Origin of the sequence: Streptomyces sp. NPDC085900, from assembly GCF_044540925.1 — a bacterium.
In the GTDB taxonomy this organism is placed as follows: domain Bacteria; phylum Actinomycetota; class Actinomycetes; order Streptomycetales; family Streptomycetaceae; genus Streptomyces; species Streptomyces gilvifuscus.
Window position 1 is genome coordinate 57693 of record NZ_JBITSP010000005.1, and the last position, 16318, is coordinate 74010.

Here is a 16318-nt window from a genome sequence, read left to right on the forward strand (position 1 = left end):
CGGGCGCGTGTCGGCGAGCATCCGGCGGAGTCCTGGCACCGCGTCCGAGGGCTGATCGCGGGGACCGATCGAGGTCACAGCATTCGGTCGACCAGCCCGTCGATGTAGTCCGGGGTGAGCGGGACCATGCCGAACAAGACGCGGATGTACATCGGGGCCAGGATGTGGTCCAGCACGTCGGACGCGTCGAGTGCGCGCTCGCCACGGTCGCGGGCGCGATCGAGCATGGACTGCAGCTGCCGGGTGCGTTCGGCGCGCAGGTCGACGCCAGCCTGCATCCCCTGCTGACCGCTCCTCGAGAGGGCGACGGCCAGGTGCAGCACCGCAGGACCGTCGGGTCCGGTGATCTCGCGGGCCACTTGGGCCGCGTACGTGCGCAGGTCACCTTCGAGGCTCCCGGTGTCGGGCATCGGCGACTGCGCGTTGAGACGGGTGAGCGCCACGTCGGTGAGCAGGGTTTCCAGGTCGCCCCACCGGCGGTAGATGCTGCTGTCGGCTACGCCTGCGCGGGCTGCGACCTCACCGACCGTGAAGTTGCCGTAGCCGCGCTCACTGATCAGGTCGGTGACGGCCTGGTGCACCTGCGCGCCGACGCGGGCGCTGCGCCCACCCGGCCGCCGGGCTCGCTGTCGCTCGTTCATGCACTCACCTTAACGCAGTTATCACTTGCGTTTGTGAATGGACCCTCCCTATAGTCGACTAACGCAGTCATCGACTGCTTTTGTGGCGCTCGGGTGCATCGCCATGCGCGTCGACCGCGACCGGGCGTAACCAACGATTGAGGGGCATCTCTTGGCTGCATCGCATGCGACCGTAGGCAGTCGATCGAACCGGGCCGTGCTGCTCACGGTGACCTGCCTCGGGCAATTCATGGTCCTGCTCGACAACACGATCGTGGGAGCGGCACTGCCCGATATGCAGCACCGGCTGCACACCGAACTGACCGGACTGCAATGGATCGTCGACGCGTACGTACTGCTGGTCGCCATGCTGCTGTTGTCCGGCGGTGTCTTCGCCGACCGATTCGGCCGCAAGCGGGTGTACCTGACCGGCGTGGCGGTGTTCACCGCCGCGTCACTGCTGTGCAGCCTCGCGCCCTCGCTCGGCTGGCTGGTCGCCGGCCGGGTGCTACAGGGCATCGGGGCCGCGGCGCTGAGCCCTGCCTCGCTCGCCCTGCTCGCCGCCGCCTATCCCGTGCCGCAGGAACGAATCAAGGCGATCGGGCTGTGGGCCGGGCTCAGCGGAATCGGTCTGGCCGCGGGCCCCGTGGCCGGCGGCGTGCTGACACAGGCCTTCGGCTGGGCCGCCATCTTCCTGGTCAATCTGCCCATCGGCGTGGTCCTGCTACTGATCGGCCTGCGCCACCTCGGTGAGTCCCGCAACCCGAGCGCCCCCGCGATCGACATCCCGGGCACGGTGTTGTCCGTTCTGGGGGTGGGGGTACTGACCTATGGGCTGATCGAGGGGGGTGCCCGCGGCTGGACCTCACCGGTCATCCTGGGCAGCCTCGCCGCCGCGGTGATGCTCCTCGCCGCTCAATCCTGCGCGCCGGCCTGCAGACCCTGCCGGTGTCCCTCGCCATGGTGATCGTCAGCCCGTACGCGGGCCGGCTCGCCGCCCGATACGGCTTCCGAACCGTGGTCACCACCGGACTGGCCCTGGCCGGCCTGGGACTGCTGACGCTCGGCATGGTGCATGCCGACACCGGCTACGGGAACGTGTGGTGGCGGCTGGGACTCGTCGGCATCGGCTTCGCACTGGCCATGTCCCCACTGACAGGAGCCGCCATCCAAGCAGTCAGCCCGCAGGAAAGCGGCCTCGCCTCAGGCATCAGCAGCACCACCCGGCAGATCGGTGCGGTGCTCGGCGTAGCGGTACTCGGAGCCATCGTCCGAACGCGGCAATCCGGCGGCGCCTCCTTCGCGTCCGGTCTCAACAGCGCCTTCCTCGCTGCCGGCGCCGTGACCTTGGCCACCGCCGTATTCACCGGCCTGTGGCTGGCGAGGTCCAAGCCCGCGGAAGACTCTGCGGCGCCGCGACGTTCCACGGATCCAGGTGTGGTCACCGCCTCCAACGAGGCATCCGCGAACAGCCGTTGACGACAACAACCGCCTTGACCGGGAGAAGCGGCTGCGCGAGGTGGTCACCGCCATGCCCAGCCGGCCCTCATGCACACTTGACCTGTCCGAAGATCGTACTGTTGGAGACCAGGTATGCAGAATCTGCCCACATTCGTATTTGTTCATGGGGCCTTCGCAAATTCGTTCTCGTTCGCGCCGCTGCAGGCCGAGCTCGCCCTACTTGGGTACCGCTCGGTCGCCGTCGACCTTCCGGGGCATGGATTCGAGGCGACCTTCACCGCCGCTTACCAGGCGCCCCAGGATCTCGACGCACTCGCCACAGAACCGGGGAGCATGAAAGGAGTCACCCTCGCCGACAACGCCGCTCGCGTGATCGAAGTCCTCGAACGGGCCAAGCGGAACGGGCCCACCATCCTCGTCGCCCACAGCAGGGGCGGCATCACGACCACCGCCGTCGCCAACGCCCGGCCCGAACTGATCGACCGGATCGTTTACGTCTCCGCCTGGTGCCCCGTCGATCTGGACGTGAGCGAGTACTACGCCCAGCCGGAGATGGCGGACGTCGACGCGGGAGCCTTCGCCGCCGCGCTCGTCGGGAACCCGGCCGAACTCGGTCTCCTCCGGACCAACTTCCGCACCGCCGCCCCGACGGCACTCGCCGCGTTCAAGCGAGCGTTCGCCGCCGACCTCACCGATGACGAGTTCCGGACCTTCCTGAACACCTTCCAGCCCGATGAGAATCTCGACGTCGGTACGTCCGCAGACCGAGCACAGGCCACGACCTGGGGGCGGATTCCCAAGACCTATGTGCGCCTGGCCGCCGATGCCAGCATTCCGCTCGCCATGCAGGACCGCATGATCCGCGAAGCGAACGCGCTCACACCCGGCAACCCCTTCGACGTCCGCACGCTTGAGGGGAGCCACCTCGGCTGGCTCGTCCACCCGAAGCCCGCCGCCGAGCTGCTCGCAAACCTCGCAGCGGACTGACGCGCCCTCAGAGGCGGCTGCCTACGGCTCAAGCAGCGCTCGATCGTCTTGGGCCGCAGGTAAGTCTCCCGGTGTCGAACCCTGTTGGTATCGGAATGTCGCTTCTGGCCCCGGGAAACGCGCGCACCGCTGCCGCGGGCGGTGTTCACCGTCGGTCGGCGACCAGGCGCAGGGTCGGCGCACGACGGAGTCTGATGAAGGTGACGACCAGAGCGACAGCCTGCAGTACGGCGCAGACCAGCAGCGCCCTGCCCAGATGCGCGGGCGGCGTAAGCGCAACGAGGATGCCGGCCGCGGGGAAAGGCAGCAGCAGGATCAGCATGGTCAGGGAGAGCGTGGCGCCGAGTGCCGTCGACGGGATGATCAGTGAGCGCACGGTACGCAACACGACCGTGAGGCCGCCGTCGCCCGCCATGAAGATGGCGACCAGGATCGTGTAGGAGATGTAGGAAGGCGCCAGCGGTAGGCCAAGACAGGCCGCGGAGGCGAGCGTTGCTGAGACGACGCCCACCGACCACAGGTCGAGCCGGCTCAGCACCAGACGACAGCAGGTGATCGCCAGCAGGCTCGCCACCGCGGCGGCGGACCACATGGTGCCGACGCTGGCCGAGGAGCGGTTGAAGGTCTCCACGACAATGACCGGGCTGGCGGACTGCAGCAGCCCGAGAGCGAGGTTCGAGCAGGTCAGACCACCCACGAGCCATCCCAGCGCGGGCAGCCGCAGCAACGTCCGCAGGCCTGCCCGCAGCCCGCCGACCTTTCCCGCCCCGTCCGGGGACGCGGCACGCAGCGGCGTCGGCGGGGTCTGGAGTCCGAGTACGGCGGCAAGCAAGGACACCGCGCTCAGACATGCGAGCATCCACCCGGGGCCGTATAACAGCAGGAAGCCGGCGAGCAGTGGCCCGATGACCGTGGCCGTCTGGTCGATGCCGACGAGCACCGCCTGCGTCCCGTGCGGTCGGGCTTCCCCGCGCCGGGTGACAACCGCGCCGACGGCCTCGTTGGCGACGAACCCGAACTGGGAGAGGGTCCCGGTCACGGCCGCCAGCACCAGAATGACGACTGTCTCAGTCGTGTCCCGCGGAAGCATCATCAGGGCGACCGCCGACGCCGCCACCACCGTGGCCCGGCCGAGCGACGACAGGAAACTCACGATGGCCGCGCCGCGGCGGTCCACCACGTTCCCGGCCAGCACGAACGCCGCGATCCGCGGCGTCCATTCCAGCGCGAACGCCAGACCCGTCAAAGAGGCGGAACTGGTGATGGTCAGGACCAGAAGCGGCATCGCGTACGTCGACATGGAAAACGCCAACGCATCGCTCGCGCGCGGAGCATAGATTCGCCGAAAGTGACTGCCGGGCGGAATGGCGGCATGCCGACCGGCAGGCCGGTCCTCGTGCACGGTGAGGGCCACGAACAAGAGGCTTTCGGTGAGGGGTACTTGGGGTGCTGAGAATGAGGGCAGTTGCCCGCGAGAGAAAGCGAGGTGCGGCAAATCCACTGTGCGGCGGCGGTACTCGCAACGATGACAGGAAGAGGAAACTGGCCCGCGCACGCTGGCAGTTGACGGCTGAACTATACCGCCTCCACGCCGCTCTCACAGGTGAGTCCGTCAGGCTCGGCGGTATGCGGTCATATCAACCGGATACCGATACTCACTCTTTCAGGGTCCGGTTCGTTACGTACCGGCAATTACGGAATGGCACGCTCCGTGGTGTAGTCGAGCAGTGGCCCGATTCCATGGAATTCGGAAGAAGATCGGCAATCGCCGGAGATACGGCGACGACATAACCTCCGCCAGGTCGGCCCGGCCCTCCCGGCTGACGGACATCGTGGTCGCGCTGCTGCTGGCCGTGGCCGATGCCCTCGCACTGGCGGGTATCGGTCTGATCATGGCCCTGGGCGGTATGGCGAGCATGGGCGACGGCTTTCCCGAAGCCCACCGACCTCATCCCGGATTCTCGTTCTCGGGACTCGCCCTGGCCTGGACGATTCCCGCCGCGCTCGCGCTCTCGACGTTCGTCCACGCCAGTCTGCGGATGCCGGTCACCGCCGTCGTCCAAGGACTGTTCCTCATCGTCGGGATCGTGCTCGCGCTCGCCGAGACGTACATGTTGGTGGCGATCGCTTGACCTGCGGCCGACGAAGCCGACGTCTGCCCGTTGGCACGTCGGCGGGTCAGGGTGCCGCGTTCACCAGCCGGCGCCAATTAGTGGGTACCTCAGTTGACTTGCCGGTCGACACCGTGGGCCAGTACGGCTCGGTTCCGGCGTACTCGCATGTCCAGCCTGCAGCGCCATCAGGTGCAGGAGTGGCCACGTATACGTGCCACGCAGCGGTGGGCTGTCGCATGCGTGACTCCCGTGCCCGTTGCCATGCCCGTGGATGCTGTTGATCGTCAACCTCCACTATGCGGAAACGGGCGTCGGCGCCTGTTGCCGCCTTGCGCGCCTGCTGGATCGGTCGCCAGGGTCGGCCTCCGGAAACGCGAAGTCCCTGAGCCTTCCTCGCATTGAGATCCTCGGCGGTGGCCACCTACTGGTAGCAGCCGGCAGCACACAGCACGGTGACCGTGCCGCTCTCGCCGGTCGTGGTTGAGGGGACATGGTGGGTGGTAGCCGTAGGGGTCCTGCTGGTCTCCCAGGGCATAGGGGTAGCCACGGCCTGGGGGGTGAGGGCGGAAAGGGCGATGGTGGCCACGAACACGGCGGCGACCGCTCGCTTGTGCGTACGCATCTGATACCTCTTTTCGTCCGGGTTTTCGCCAGGGTGGGCATCTCGTCGTGTTCGGCAGGACATAGGCTCGCCAGGCACAGTCACCGATGGTGGAGGCCGGGACGGTCTGCCTCGGACTGCCAGCTGTGCCGTTCCCTGCGCCGCCGGGCCGGCCTGCCGTGAGGGCCAACAGCTCACACCGCTGCTGTGGTCGATTGCTGGTGCCTCAACGTAGGTGTCATTGGAGGACAGCCGCAAGGATTTCGAAAGCCGTCGAAACGGGATCGGCGACCCGGAGCTTCCTTCCGTTCAGGCGTCCACAGCCGGGTGCGTTCAGGCCGCCTGTGACTCGCAGCCCTGGAGGGGCACTCCCGCGGCAGTGTCGAGCGATGAGTTCCGATGCGAAGAGAGGTCTTCTTGGGCAGCCGTGCTCGTGAGGTCCTGGTGGAGGCGGCAGCCAGGCCTCGGATCGTGGCGCGTGCGTACTTGACCAAGCTTGACGACCGGTGAGGAGACTCCAGCGTGAGCGACAGCGTGGTCCAGAACATCGTCCGGCCCGAGCGAGCAGTATCGGGCCCTTGGCTGGAGTTGATCGCCTCGAATCTCGATTACCACCGAGCGACCTTCTTGTGGAAGTGCGAGGGCCTCTCGGAGGAACAACTGCGGCTGCGTCCTGTGCAGTCGTCGGCGTTGACCCTCCTGGGGCTCATGCGCCATCTGCAGGGGGTTGAGCGTGCCTGGTTCCAGCGGACGTTGGCTGGTACGACGCCCCGTTTCCATCCCTATCGGACCTACGTCACCGCTGACGGTGGCGAGTGGTACGACGAGTCGGACGCCACGCCGGCCAGGGATGTCTACGAGGACTACCTCAAGGCGTGCGAGGAGTCGCGGCAGGTATTCGCCAAAGTGACCGTCGACGTCGCCCGCATCGCGCCGAACCCGGAATTCGGTGACACCGATGTGGGGTTCGTCCTTGAGCACGTGATCGAGGAGTACGCCCGCCACGTCGGCCATGCGGATCTCCTCCGCGAGGCCATCGATGGTGTCACTGGCGAGTAGCCGACCGCTGCGTCCCACGAGGCGTGGGCCTCAGCCCAGCATGGGACCGCCACCGGGCTGGCCAACTACCGCTGAGCGAAACGGCGCCTTCGCATGATTCGTCGTCTTCCGAAGACCCGGTGGATGCGAGGCTTGGCTGCCCGGGCCGCCTGCGTCAAGAAGACGAGCGGGGCGGCCGTCAGGGTCGTACGGCCCTCGCGGTACCGGTGCTGAAGTGATTCAGTCAAGGGGACGGGGAGGGCCCCGCACAAAGACGCGGAGAAGCAGCCAGAGGCTGCGCACCGCGCAATCAGGAACCGCGAGAAGCGGTTGGGGCCCTCCCTGTCGGCGTGCGCTACCGATCGGGTGGGCGCTAGGTGATGTCGTCAGGCGGGCGGCGAGGCCGAGTTCCTGCGCTTGTCGAGGCAGCTCAGCGGACACTGAGCTGCCCCGGATCCCGTGTCGTACGGTCTCGCGTCGCCGTGGCCCCCCGCCCCGCAACCAGCACCAGGAATCAGGCGGCGACGAGTTCTCGCTCGCGCTCCGGCGTCGTGACCTTGGGCTTCTTGTTCGGCAGCGAGAGCCGGAAGACCTTGTGCCACGCGGAGAACACCTGCTTGGGCAGCGGCCCGGTGACGTACTCCAGCTCGTACTTCTCGAACAGTGCGCGCACCTTCACCGCGACCTCGGCGTACCGATTGCTCGGCAGGTCCGGGAACAGGTGGTGCTCGATCTGGTGGGACAGGTTGCCGGTCATGAAGTGCATGGCCTTGCTGCCGCTGATGTTCGCCGAGCCCATCATCTGGCGCAGGTACCACTGGCCGCGCGTCTCGCCCTTGATCGACCTACGCTCGAAGACCTGTACGCCCTCGGGGAAGTGCCCGCACATGATCACCGAGTGGGACCAGATGTTGCGGACCAGGTTCGCGGTGAACGTGGCGGCGAGGGTGGGGAGGAACGACGGGCCCGACAGCAGCGGGTGGATCACGTAGTCCTTGAGCACCTGCTTGCGGATCTTGCGGCCGACGGCCTTGGCCCGCGCGCGGAACTCCGGGTTGTTGCGGCGGCGCTTGTGCAGGTTCTTGCCGAGCTCCAGGTCGTACGCAGCGATGCCGTACTCGAAGAAGCAGGCGTTGATGAAGTTCCACAGCGGCTGGCCGAGGTGGAACGGGTGCCACTTCTGGTCCTCGTCGACGCGCATGATGCCGTAGCCGAGGTCGTTGTCCTTGCCGATCACATTGGTGTACGTGTGGTGCAGCTCGTTGTGGGAGTGCTTCCACTGGTCGGACGGCGAGACGTGGTCCCACTCCCAGGTGGTGGAGTGGATCTTCGGGTCTCGCATCCAGTCCCACTGGCCGTGCAGGACGTTGTGGCCGATCTCCATGTTGTCCATGATCTTCGCCACGGACAGACCGGCGGTACCGAGCACCCACGCGGGCGGGAAGAGCGAGAACAGCAGGACGCCCCTGCTGACCAGCTCGAGCTTGCGCTGCGCGGAGATGACCTTACGGATGTAGGCGGCGTCTTTCTCTCCGCGGCTGGCGATCACCTCGTCGCGGATCGCGTCCAGTTCGCGGCCGAGTTCCTCGATCTGCTGTGCGGTCAGGTGGGCGGTGGGGTCGATGGCGGTCAAGGTGCTCCTACCGTTCGATGTCGCAGGGGCCCGCCGCGGCGGACACGCAGGTCTGGATGAGGACGCCCGGCTCGGCCTCGGTGATCTCGCCGGTGCGCAGGTCGCGGACGGCGCCGGCCTTGAGCGGCGTGATGCAGCCGAAGCAGATGCCCATGCGGCACCCGGAGGGCATGAGCACGCCGGCCTCCTCGCCGACGTCCAGCAACGGCGTGGCTCCGTCGGCGTCGACGCTCTTGCCGGTGGCGCTGAACGTGACCTCGCCGCCGTCGCCGGTGACGACGATGCTGGGGCGGAAGCGTTCGGTGTGCAGGCGCTCCGGTACGCCGTGGTCGCTCCAGTGCTTTTCGGCGGCGTCGAGCAGGCCCGCGGGCCCGCATGCCCAGGTCTCGCGCTCGGCCCAGTCGGGTACGAGGTCGCTGAGACGGGTGATGTCGAGCATGCCGTCTGTGTCGGTGTGCACCTCGGTGAGCCGCAGCTTCTTGTCCGCGACCAGGTCGTGGAGTTCGTTGCGGAAGATCACGTCTTGTGGCTGCGGCGCGCAGTGGACCATGACGACGTCGTCGAATTCGGTGTCGCGCAGCATGCCCATCACGGGCGTGATGCCGCTGCCGGCCGTCAGGTAGAGCACCTTGGGGGGCTTGGCCTGCGGCAGTACGAAGTCACCGGTCGCCTGGTCGAGCTGGATCAGCGTGCCTGGTTTCGTCCTGCGGACCAGGTGGTTGCTGACCTTGCCGTCCGGGATCGCCTTCACGGTGATCGTGACGCGGCCGTCCTGGCGGTTTGTCGGTGAGGTGATGGAGTAGGCACGCCACAGGCGCACCCCGTCGACGTCGATCCCGATCCGCACGTACTGACCGGCTGCGTGGCCGCGCCAGCCTCGTCCCGGCCTGATCACGATAGTCGCGGCGTCACCCGTCTCGGGGTGCACGGCCTCGATGCGCCCGCGCAGGTCGGCGCCCGCACGCAGCGGGCTGACCAGGTCGAGGTAGTCCGACGGCAGCAGCGGCGTCGTGACCATCTCCAGTAGTTTCCACGCCCTGCTGCGGAGGGCTGAACTCGTCATGACTCCAGCTTGCTGCGCCTCAAGGGGTAAAGTCCTGACCACAGGACGTAAATCTGGTGGGTAGAATTGTTCGCAGGGAACAAAAACGTGAGCCATGCAATCCGGAGAGTCAGTGAACTGGCCCTGGACGAGACGACGGTCACCGCGCTTCGGGCCGCGCTGAAGACCACCGCCGACGAGGTCGTCCAGGCGATCATCGACGAGGTCCCTTCCTACGCCAACGCCCTGTCGGGCCACATGGGCGCCACGATCCGCCGGGCCGTCCGCACCGCCCTGGGGCACTACCTGGACCTCGCGAGCGGGAACGCCACGGGCGGCGACGCCGGTGACGCGGCCTACGAGCTGGGCCGCGGCGAGGTGCGTGACGGCCGTTCGATGGACGCGCTGCTCAGCGCCTACCGCGTCGGCGCCCGCGTGGCCTGGCGATGCCTGGCAGCGGGTGCCGTACCGGCAGGTCTGCCCGCCGCCGAGGTCGCCAAGTTCGCCGAGCTGACCTTCGCCTACATCGACGAGCTCTCCGCCGCGAGCGCCGCGGGCCACGCCGACGAACTGGCCGCCCGGGGCCGGGCCCAAGAGCGCCACTTGGAACACCTGGCCCGCGACCTCCTCGCCGGCGCGAGCCCGGACGTGCTGCTGGCCTCTGCTCAGCGGGCCGCTTGGCAGCCTCCGGTTTCGCTGACCGCGGTCCTGCTGCCCGCCGCCCAGGCCCGGCCTGCCTACCGCGCGCTCGACCCGAGCACCCTCGTCCTCGACGATCTGCCGGACGCCAGCGGTGTGCTGCTCGTCCCCGATGCCGACCGATCACATCTCCTGCGGCAGCTGAGCGACCGCACCGCCGTGGTCGGCCCGGCCAGGCCGTGGACTCGTGCGTCCGCCTCGTACGCACGAGCCGTACGGGCACGCTCCCTGTCCTCGGATATTCGCGACACCGAGGAGCACCTGCCCGAGCTGGTGCTGAGCGCCGACGCGGACGCGTTCGCAGACCTGCGCGCCCGAGCCCTCGCACCGTTGCGGACCTTGCCTGCCGCGACCGCACGGCGGCTGGAGGAGACGTTGCGGGCGTGGCTGCTGCACCAGGGCAGGCGGGACGAGGTGGCGACGGCGTTGTTCGTCCATCCCCAGACGGTCCGGTACCGGATGTCGCAGGTGCGCGAGCTGTTTCCGGACCTCGCATCGCCACACCGGGTCCTCGAACTGACGCTGGCGGTCGGTCTTCGGGTCGGCTGACGCGTACTTCGCCGTCTACGACCGCGTCCGCGAGCGGTCCAGGAATCACCCGTGCAACCAGGAGATCGTCCGCTCGATGGCCCGGCGGACACTTCCCGGACCGGTGCCGCGCACTGTCCTCGTTCGACGATCACAAGCCGGATGCCGCGCTGCCGCAGGAGCCGGCGGTGCTTGTCGTGGTCGTAGCCGCGGTCGGCGAACAGCATGTCCGATCGTCTGCGCGGGCGTCCGACAACGCCGGCGACGGCCGGGATCTGGTCGTCAACTCAGCCGAGGCGGCCGAGGAGCCAGGTGACAGCCCAGCGGACGAGCGTGCCGAGTGCCGCGGCCAGCGCGACCTTCCCCGCCTTGCCCGCGACACGGCGTACCTTCCCAGAAGCGCGCCCAGGTTCCCTCATCGGGATCCCCCATTCGGTGAACAAATGGAAACTGACTGCTCAGACTAAAGCGGGACGCACAAGTAGCCTCCGGTCGGACACGACTCAACTACCCGGTCTTTATTGGGGACTTCCCACAATCTCCAGCTGCCAGATGCTCTTCCCTTCGGCTGTGTAGCGCGCCCCAGCGATCCGTCGGTCGGCCCACCAGGAAGCGTCACGGCTCCGCGTGGCCGACCAGCCACTCCAGTGCCGTGATCGCGCTGTTCAGTACCGAGATGTGTCCGTCGTCCGGGCGGAGCCACTGGGTCGATCCGGGGATGCGGTCGGCGAGCCAGCGGGCGTGGGTGCTCGGTGCGATGCGGTCCTGGCCGCCATGGAGCAGGAGGACCGGGCAGGTGATGGTCCCGGGATCGGCGCCCCAGGGATGGACGTAGGCCAGGTCGTCGTCGATCAGCCCGCCGGGGCCGTCGGCCAGGGCCGGGGTCACCACCTCCTCGAACCAGGACCATTCCCCGGCCAGTGCGGCATGGTCGGTCGCGGTGAACATGGCGGGGTCGTAGACCGCCTCCTCCTCGTGACGCGCCTTGGCCTCGCGGCCCGCGGCCGCCGCGGTCAGGGAGGCTCGGCCGGAGTCGTGCATCCCGGCGAACCAGTCGAGCCCTTGCGCGTCGTAGGGCGCCAGTCCGGCCACGCTCACCGTGCCGAGCATCCGCTCCGGCAGCAGGGCCGCGCAGGCCAGGGCGTGCGGACCGCCGCCCGAGTGGCCCATGACGGCGAAGCGCTCGATGTCCAAGGCGTCGGCGATCACACAGACGTCGGCGGCGGCCGAGGCGACGCTCCTGCCCGGTAGGGGTGTGGAACCGCCGTAGCCGGGGCGGTCGTAGGAGATCCAGCGGATGCCGAGCTGCCGGGAGGCAGGGAGCAGGGGCGCGGGTGGGCTGCCCAGATTGGGTGTGCCGTGGTGCCAGAACACCGTCATTCGGGCCGGGCCGTCACCCGCGCCGGAGTCGTAGACGTGCATGCGGCGGCCGTCGGCGTTCTCGAGGTCGGTTTCCGAAAGGGTGAGGTTCATGGGGCGTGGATCGTCCTGTCCGGGTCTCGGGGAGCGGGCTCGGCGTGTCGGCCGAAGAGGGCCAGCAGTCGGTCGACGGGGTCGTCGGGGCAGGGTGGCGGAAGGGGAGCGGCGAACAGGTCGGTGCGGTCCACGCCGTCGACCACCAGGGGGGCGTAGCCGAGCAGCGCCTCGACCAGGGTAGGCGGCAGGGGGGTGCGGCACCCGGTGGCCTGGTTGATGTCCCAGGCATGCAGGGCGAGTTCGTAGCTTGCCAGGAGTGCGGCCCAGCGGACGTGGACGGGGTTCCGGGGAAGGTCGCGCACGGTGGCCCGCAGGAGGTGCAGCTCGTGTCGGGCCGGCGCGCAGCCGGGCTGTGGCGGGGGTCCGGGAGGCCGGCCGGTGAGGAGTTCACGGGTCGCGGCGGTGGAGTCGGTGAGGTGCCGCACCAGGGTGGCGAGGTTCCAGCGGGTGCAGGGGGTGGGTGCGCCCGGGTCGGCGAGGGCGGCCCGGTGCAGGCTGTCCAGTGCGGCGCCGCTTGCCTGGACGAGCAGATCCAACGGGTGCGGCCCCGGCGGTTGTTGTGGTGCGGGCGTCATCAACTGCGAGTGAATCGGGCCCGGGAGGCGTCGGGGGTTCACGCACTCGCTCCTGCCAGCACGTTCGGGAGGCCGAAGTGCCCGAACAACTCGGGGTGCAGGAAGACCACGACCCGCGCGACCTGACCGCCCCGCGTCTCCAGGACCTCGATGGCGTGCGCCCTCATGTCGCCGTCCGCGTCCTGCAGGTACACGGCCATCGCCGGACAGCCGTTGGCCCACAGGGGCAGGGCACGTCGCGGTTTGCTGAAGACGCGGCGCGTCCAGTGGTCGCACACGGCGTCCCGGCCACGGAACCAGGTGGCGATCGGCGGCATCTCGTACGTGACGCCGCTGCGCAGCAGTTCGGCCAGCCGTCGGGTGTCGGCGGCCTCGAACGCCTCCAGGTAGCGGCGCAGCACCTCCTCGTCCACCTCGGGGTCGGGGCGGATGTCGTCCTCGGCGGGCGGGTCGGCGGCCAGGGCGGCGCGTGCGCGTTGCAGCAGGCTGCGGCAGGCGTTGACGGAGGTGCCGAGAAACTCGGCGGCCTCGGCGATCCGGAAGCCGACCACGTCGACGAGCAGCAGCGCGGCCCGCTGCCGGGCGGGCAGCCGCTGGAAGGCGGCCACCAGCGCGAGCCGGGTGCTGGCGCGCAGGACCGTGATCTCCGAGGGGTCCTGCGCGTGCGCCGTATGCCCGGGAGTGGGCAGCGGGGTGAGCCAGGCGACCTCGTCGGCGTGCACGAGGTCCGCGCCCCCGTCCTCCGTGGCCGTGCCGAGACCCGAGGGCAGCACCCTGCGGTGCGTGCCGGCAAGCGCCGACAGGCAGGCGTTGGTGGCGATCCGGTACAGCCAGGTGCGCAGGGAGGAACGGCCGTCGAAACGGTCGTACCCGCGCCAGCCGCGCAGCAGTGTCTCCTGGACCAGGTCCTCGGCGTCGTGCACCGAGCCGAGCATCCGGTAGCAGTGGGCGAGCAGCTCCTGCCGGTAGGAGGCGGCGAGTGCGGTGAAGTCGTCAGTGGGCACCGAGTTCCTCCTGTACGGCCCGGTCGGCGCCGTCGCCGACCGGTGCGGCCGGGCGAGAGCGGCCCGGTGCGAGCAGCCCGCACGCGGCGCCGGTGAAGGCCAGGGCGGCGGCGACGATCACGGCCCCGGAGAAGCCGTCCGCGAAGGCGAGCGGGGAGTCCTCGCCGCCCACCGCGCCGAAGACCGCCGCCATGACCGCGACGCCGAGGGCTCCGCCGAGCTGGCGCACGGTGTTGAAGGTGCCCGCGGCCTTGCCCATCAGGGCCGGGGGTACGGCGCCCATGACGGCCGTCTGCTGGGCCGGCATGGCCATCGAGGTACCCACCCCGGACAGGACGAGCGCGGCCACGGAGGCGCCGTAGCCCTGGTGCTGGTGGGCGTTGACGCCGATCCACAGCATCCCCGCGCCCTGAAGGAACAGACCGGCGCAGATGAGGGTGCGCGGGCCGATCCGGTCCTGCAGCCGGCCCGCGACCGGGGCGACGACGAACAGGGTCGCGGTCCACGGCAGGAACCTCAGCCCGGCACCCAGCGGCGACTGGCCGAGGGCGACCTGGAGGTACTGCGCCAGGAAGAAGACGGTGCCGAAGAGGGAGGCGGTCAGGAGGAGGGTCGAGAGGTTGCCCGCGGCGAAAGCCGGCTGCCGCAGCAGGCCGGTGGGCAGCATGGGATGCGCGGCTGTTGCCTGGCGTACGGCGAAGGCCCCCAGGGTGACCAGGCCGACCATCAGGGTGCCCAGCACCTCCACGCTCTCCCAGCCCACGGGCCCGGACCGCACCAACGCCCACACCAGGGCGAACATCGAGCCGGCCGCGAGCACGATGCCGAGGAGGTCGGGAGCGGCGGGCCGGCCGGTGTGCTCCGTGAGCACCGAGCGGGCGATGGGAACGACGACGGCGATCACCGGAACATTGATCCAGAAGATCCACTGCCAGGCGAGCCCCTCGGCCACCGCGCCGCCGACCAGGGGGCCGCCCACGACGGCGAGGCCCATCACGGCCGCGTAGACGCCCATGACGGCTCCCCGCCGGCGGGGCGGGGTGGCCTCGGTGAGCAGCGCCAGCGCGGCCGGCGACAGCAGGGCGGCCGCGGCACCCTGCACGGCGCGGGCCGCGATCAGGACTCCCGTCGTCGGGGCGAGAGCGCAGGCCGCGGAGGCGGCGGCGAACAGCAGCAGACCCGACAGGTAGGCGCGCTTGCGGCCGATCCGGTCACCGAACTCGGCCGCCGGGATGAGCAGGGCGGCGAACCCGAGCCCGAACGCGTTGACGGTCCACTCCAGGTCGGTCATGGAGGCGCCCAGGTCCTGCCGGATGGTGTTCAGCGCGGTGGCGACGACCAGCTGGTCCAGGGCGACGATGAGTCCGGCCACCGCGGTCAGGGCCAGGACCCAGCGCAGCGCGGGTGGCCTGCCGGTGGCGGCGGATGTGGTCATGGGGTGTCCTTCCGGTCGCGTTGTCACGGGTATGGACTCGGCGACCGGGAGGAATGCATCGGTGGGCCCAGCACTGAGCACTGAGCACTGAGCACTGAGCACTGAGCACAAGAATTAGCACCGGCACCGATGCATTTAGGACCCGCAGGCAGTCCAAATCCCATGAACGCCATTTCCGACAGCTCCCGGCGGCTCGTGCAGACCGCCCTCGTGTCCCTGAACGGTGTGATCGGCGAGCCGCTTCGCTGGGCCGGGCCCTACTTCGGGCCCGGCAGCGCGGGGCACTCCCTGAAGGTCCTGCAGCGGAGCGAGGCGATGCTGATGGGCCGGCGGACCTACGAGCTCTTCTCCCGCCAGTGGCCCGCCGCGTCCGGGCCGTACGCCGAGCACATCAACGCGATGAGGAAGTACGTGTTCTCGTCCACCCTCCAGGAGGCGGAGTGGACCAACACGAGGGTGATCGCCGGTGATCCCGTGAAGGCCGTGGCCGAACTCAAACGCGCCCCCGGGCGGGACTTGATCGTCTACGGGCACGGACAGTTCGGCCAGACCCTGTGCGACGCGGGCCTCGTCGACGAGCTGACGCTGACCGTTGTCCCCGTCTTCGTGGACGGCACGACGTACTACCGGCCCGGCGCTCTGTCCCGGTCGTGGGAGCTGGTGAGCGCGGGCCCGGGCCGCGACCCCGGCCTCGTGTCTCTGACCTACCGTCCGGCGAGGAGTGACAGCGCCGCAAACGGATGATGACCCGGGTGCGAGTGGCTGCCGTGCAGCCAGCTGCCGGACCGGGGAGGGTACGCAGGATGGGGACTGGGCGCAGCGGGGGAAGACGTGCGGTGGCGGAGATCATCTGCGCGGACGTCTCCTACTGCACGCGGCGGCGAGTTGCTGCGCTTCGGTCTGCATCCGCGCGTCGGACATTGCATGCCGCTCGGCCGTCGGATGGGCCTCCGCAGGCGGTCGGGGGCCTGGTGCGGCCTGGCCTCCGCGATCCAACAAGCCCTGCTGGGCGTGGAGTTGTACATACGGCGGGGCACGGGCTGCTGCGCGCATGCGGCGGGCGGTGTTCTCGCTGCCGGGGCAGTTGGCGTGGCCGACCCGGAGG

At 69.3% G+C, this 16318-nt stretch carries 15 protein-coding genes and 1 pseudogene; 6 read left to right on the forward strand and 10 right to left on the reverse strand.

Going from position 1 to position 16318, the window contains the following annotated elements:
* Window positions 1-74: 74 nt before the first annotated feature.
* Window positions 75-641 carry a TetR/AcrR family transcriptional regulator gene (locus ACIGDI_RS18830; RefSeq protein WP_399897816.1) on the reverse strand — a complete coding sequence of 189 codons (567 nt, stop codon included), beginning with the start codon at window positions 639-641 and terminating at the stop codon, window positions 75-77.
* A gap of 151 nt (window positions 642-792) precedes the next feature.
* Between ACIGDI_RS18830 and ACIGDI_RS18835 the strand changes: the two are divergent.
* Window positions 793-2099 (forward strand): annotated as a pseudogene (locus ACIGDI_RS18835) (MFS transporter).
* A gap of 114 nt (window positions 2100-2213) precedes the next feature.
* On the forward strand, window positions 2214-3068 hold the full coding sequence (locus ACIGDI_RS18840) for an alpha/beta fold hydrolase (protein WP_399897818.1): 855 nt from the start codon (window positions 2214-2216) through the stop codon (window positions 3066-3068).
* 145 nt (window positions 3069-3213) lie between these two features.
* Here ACIGDI_RS18840 and ACIGDI_RS18845 read toward each other — a convergent pair whose 3' ends face one another.
* Complete coding sequence (locus tag ACIGDI_RS18845) at window positions 3214-4482, reverse strand: MFS transporter (protein WP_399897820.1); 1269 nt, start codon at window positions 4480-4482, stop codon at window positions 3214-3216.
* A 418-nt stretch (window positions 4483-4900) separates the two neighbouring features.
* Here ACIGDI_RS18845 and ACIGDI_RS18850 point away from each other — a divergent pair, with 418 nt between their 5' ends.
* Entirely contained in the window at window positions 4901-5200 is a 300-nt protein-coding gene (locus ACIGDI_RS18850) for a hypothetical protein (protein ID WP_399897822.1), read from the forward strand.
* Window positions 5201-5603: 403 nt separating this feature from the next.
* Here the strand turns inward: ACIGDI_RS18850 and ACIGDI_RS18855 are convergent, their stop codons facing one another.
* On the reverse strand, window positions 5604-5804 hold the full coding sequence (locus ACIGDI_RS18855; RefSeq protein WP_399897823.1) for a hypothetical protein: 201 nt from the start codon (window positions 5802-5804) through the stop codon (window positions 5604-5606).
* 501 nt (window positions 5805-6305) lie between these two features.
* Here ACIGDI_RS18855 and ACIGDI_RS18860 point away from each other — a divergent pair.
* Window positions 6306-6842 carry a DinB family protein gene (locus ACIGDI_RS18860; RefSeq protein ID WP_399897825.1) on the forward strand — a complete coding sequence of 179 codons (537 nt, stop codon included), beginning with the start codon at window positions 6306-6308 and terminating at the stop codon, window positions 6840-6842.
* A 493-nt stretch (window positions 6843-7335) separates the two neighbouring features.
* Here the strand turns inward: ACIGDI_RS18860 and ACIGDI_RS18865 are convergent, their stop codons facing one another.
* Window positions 7336-8454: a fatty acid desaturase family protein gene (locus tag ACIGDI_RS18865; protein WP_399897827.1), complete on the reverse strand. Its 1119-nt coding sequence runs from the start codon at window positions 8452-8454 to the stop codon at window positions 7336-7338.
* 7 nt (window positions 8455-8461) lie between these two features.
* Window positions 8462-9517, reverse strand: coding sequence for a ferredoxin reductase (locus tag ACIGDI_RS18870; protein ID WP_399897829.1), 1056 nt, complete (start codon window positions 9515-9517; stop codon window positions 8462-8464).
* Between the two features lie 87 nt (window positions 9518-9604).
* Here ACIGDI_RS18870 and ACIGDI_RS18875 point away from each other — a divergent pair, with 87 nt between their 5' ends.
* Window positions 9605-10744 carry a PucR family transcriptional regulator gene (locus ACIGDI_RS18875; RefSeq protein ID WP_399897831.1) on the forward strand — a complete coding sequence of 380 codons (1140 nt, stop codon included), beginning with the start codon at window positions 9605-9607 and terminating at the stop codon, window positions 10742-10744.
* A 266-nt stretch (window positions 10745-11010) separates the two neighbouring features.
* On the opposite strand, the gene ACIGDI_RS18880 is transcribed toward ACIGDI_RS18875, so the two are convergent.
* From ACIGDI_RS18880 to ACIGDI_RS18900, 5 genes are all read right to left on the reverse strand, one after another.
* Window positions 11011-11142 carry a hypothetical protein gene (locus ACIGDI_RS18880; RefSeq protein ID WP_399897833.1) on the reverse strand — a complete coding sequence of 44 codons (132 nt, stop codon included), beginning with the start codon at window positions 11140-11142 and terminating at the stop codon, window positions 11011-11013.
* 196 nt (window positions 11143-11338) lie between these two features.
* Window positions 11339-12196, reverse strand: a complete 858-nt coding sequence (locus ACIGDI_RS18885) for an alpha/beta fold hydrolase (RefSeq protein ID WP_399897835.1) — start codon at window positions 12194-12196, stop codon at window positions 11339-11341.
* A complete protein-coding gene (locus ACIGDI_RS18890) occupies window positions 12193-12816 on the reverse strand; it encodes a hypothetical protein (RefSeq protein WP_399897837.1) in 624 nt (207 codons plus the stop codon). The genes ACIGDI_RS18885 and ACIGDI_RS18890 overlap by 4 nt, the downstream gene beginning before the upstream one ends.
* Window positions 12813-13778 carry an RNA polymerase subunit sigma-70 gene (locus tag ACIGDI_RS18895; RefSeq protein ID WP_399897839.1) on the reverse strand — a complete coding sequence of 322 codons (966 nt, stop codon included), beginning with the start codon at window positions 13776-13778 and terminating at the stop codon, window positions 12813-12815. The genes ACIGDI_RS18890 and ACIGDI_RS18895 overlap by 4 nt, the downstream gene beginning before the upstream one ends.
* Complete coding sequence (locus ACIGDI_RS18900; RefSeq protein WP_399897841.1) at window positions 13768-15213, reverse strand: MFS transporter; 1446 nt, start codon at window positions 15211-15213, stop codon at window positions 13768-13770. The genes ACIGDI_RS18895 and ACIGDI_RS18900 overlap by 11 nt, the downstream gene beginning before the upstream one ends.
* Before the next feature lie 162 nt (window positions 15214-15375).
* Between ACIGDI_RS18900 and ACIGDI_RS18905 the strand changes: the two genes are divergently transcribed.
* Window positions 15376-15957: a dihydrofolate reductase family protein gene (locus ACIGDI_RS18905; RefSeq protein WP_399897843.1), complete on the forward strand. Its 582-nt coding sequence runs from the start codon at window positions 15376-15378 to the stop codon at window positions 15955-15957.
* Window positions 15958-16318 lie beyond the last annotated feature (361 nt).

Excerpts from the sequence above, each read along its gene's own strand:
- ACIGDI_RS18830 (WP_399897816.1), bottom strand. The coding sequence starts at position 641 with ATGAACGAGCGACAGCGAGCCCGGCGGCCGGGTGGGCGCAGCGCCCGC.
- ACIGDI_RS18840 (WP_399897818.1), top strand. The coding sequence starts at position 2,214 with ATGCAGAATCTGCCCACATTCGTATTTGTTCATGGGGCCTTCGCAAAT.
- ACIGDI_RS18855 (WP_399897823.1), bottom strand. The coding sequence starts at position 5,804 with ATGCGTACGCACAAGCGAGCGGTCGCCGCCGTGTTCGTGGCCACCATC.
- ACIGDI_RS18870 (WP_399897829.1), bottom strand. The coding sequence starts at position 9,517 with ATGACGAGTTCAGCCCTCCGCAGCAGGGCGTGGAAACTACTGGAGATG.
- ACIGDI_RS18880 (WP_399897833.1), bottom strand. The coding sequence starts at position 11,142 with ATGAGGGAACCTGGGCGCGCTTCTGGGAAGGTACGCCGTGTCGCGGGC.
- ACIGDI_RS18885 (WP_399897835.1), bottom strand. The coding sequence starts at position 12,196 with ATGAACCTCACCCTTTCGGAAACCGACCTCGAGAACGCCGACGGCCGC.
- ACIGDI_RS18900 (WP_399897841.1), bottom strand. The coding sequence starts at position 15,213 with ATGACCACATCCGCCGCCACCGGCAGGCCACCCGCGCTGCGCTGGGTC.
- ACIGDI_RS18905 (WP_399897843.1), top strand. The coding sequence starts at position 15,376 with ATGAACGCCATTTCCGACAGCTCCCGGCGGCTCGTGCAGACCGCCCTC.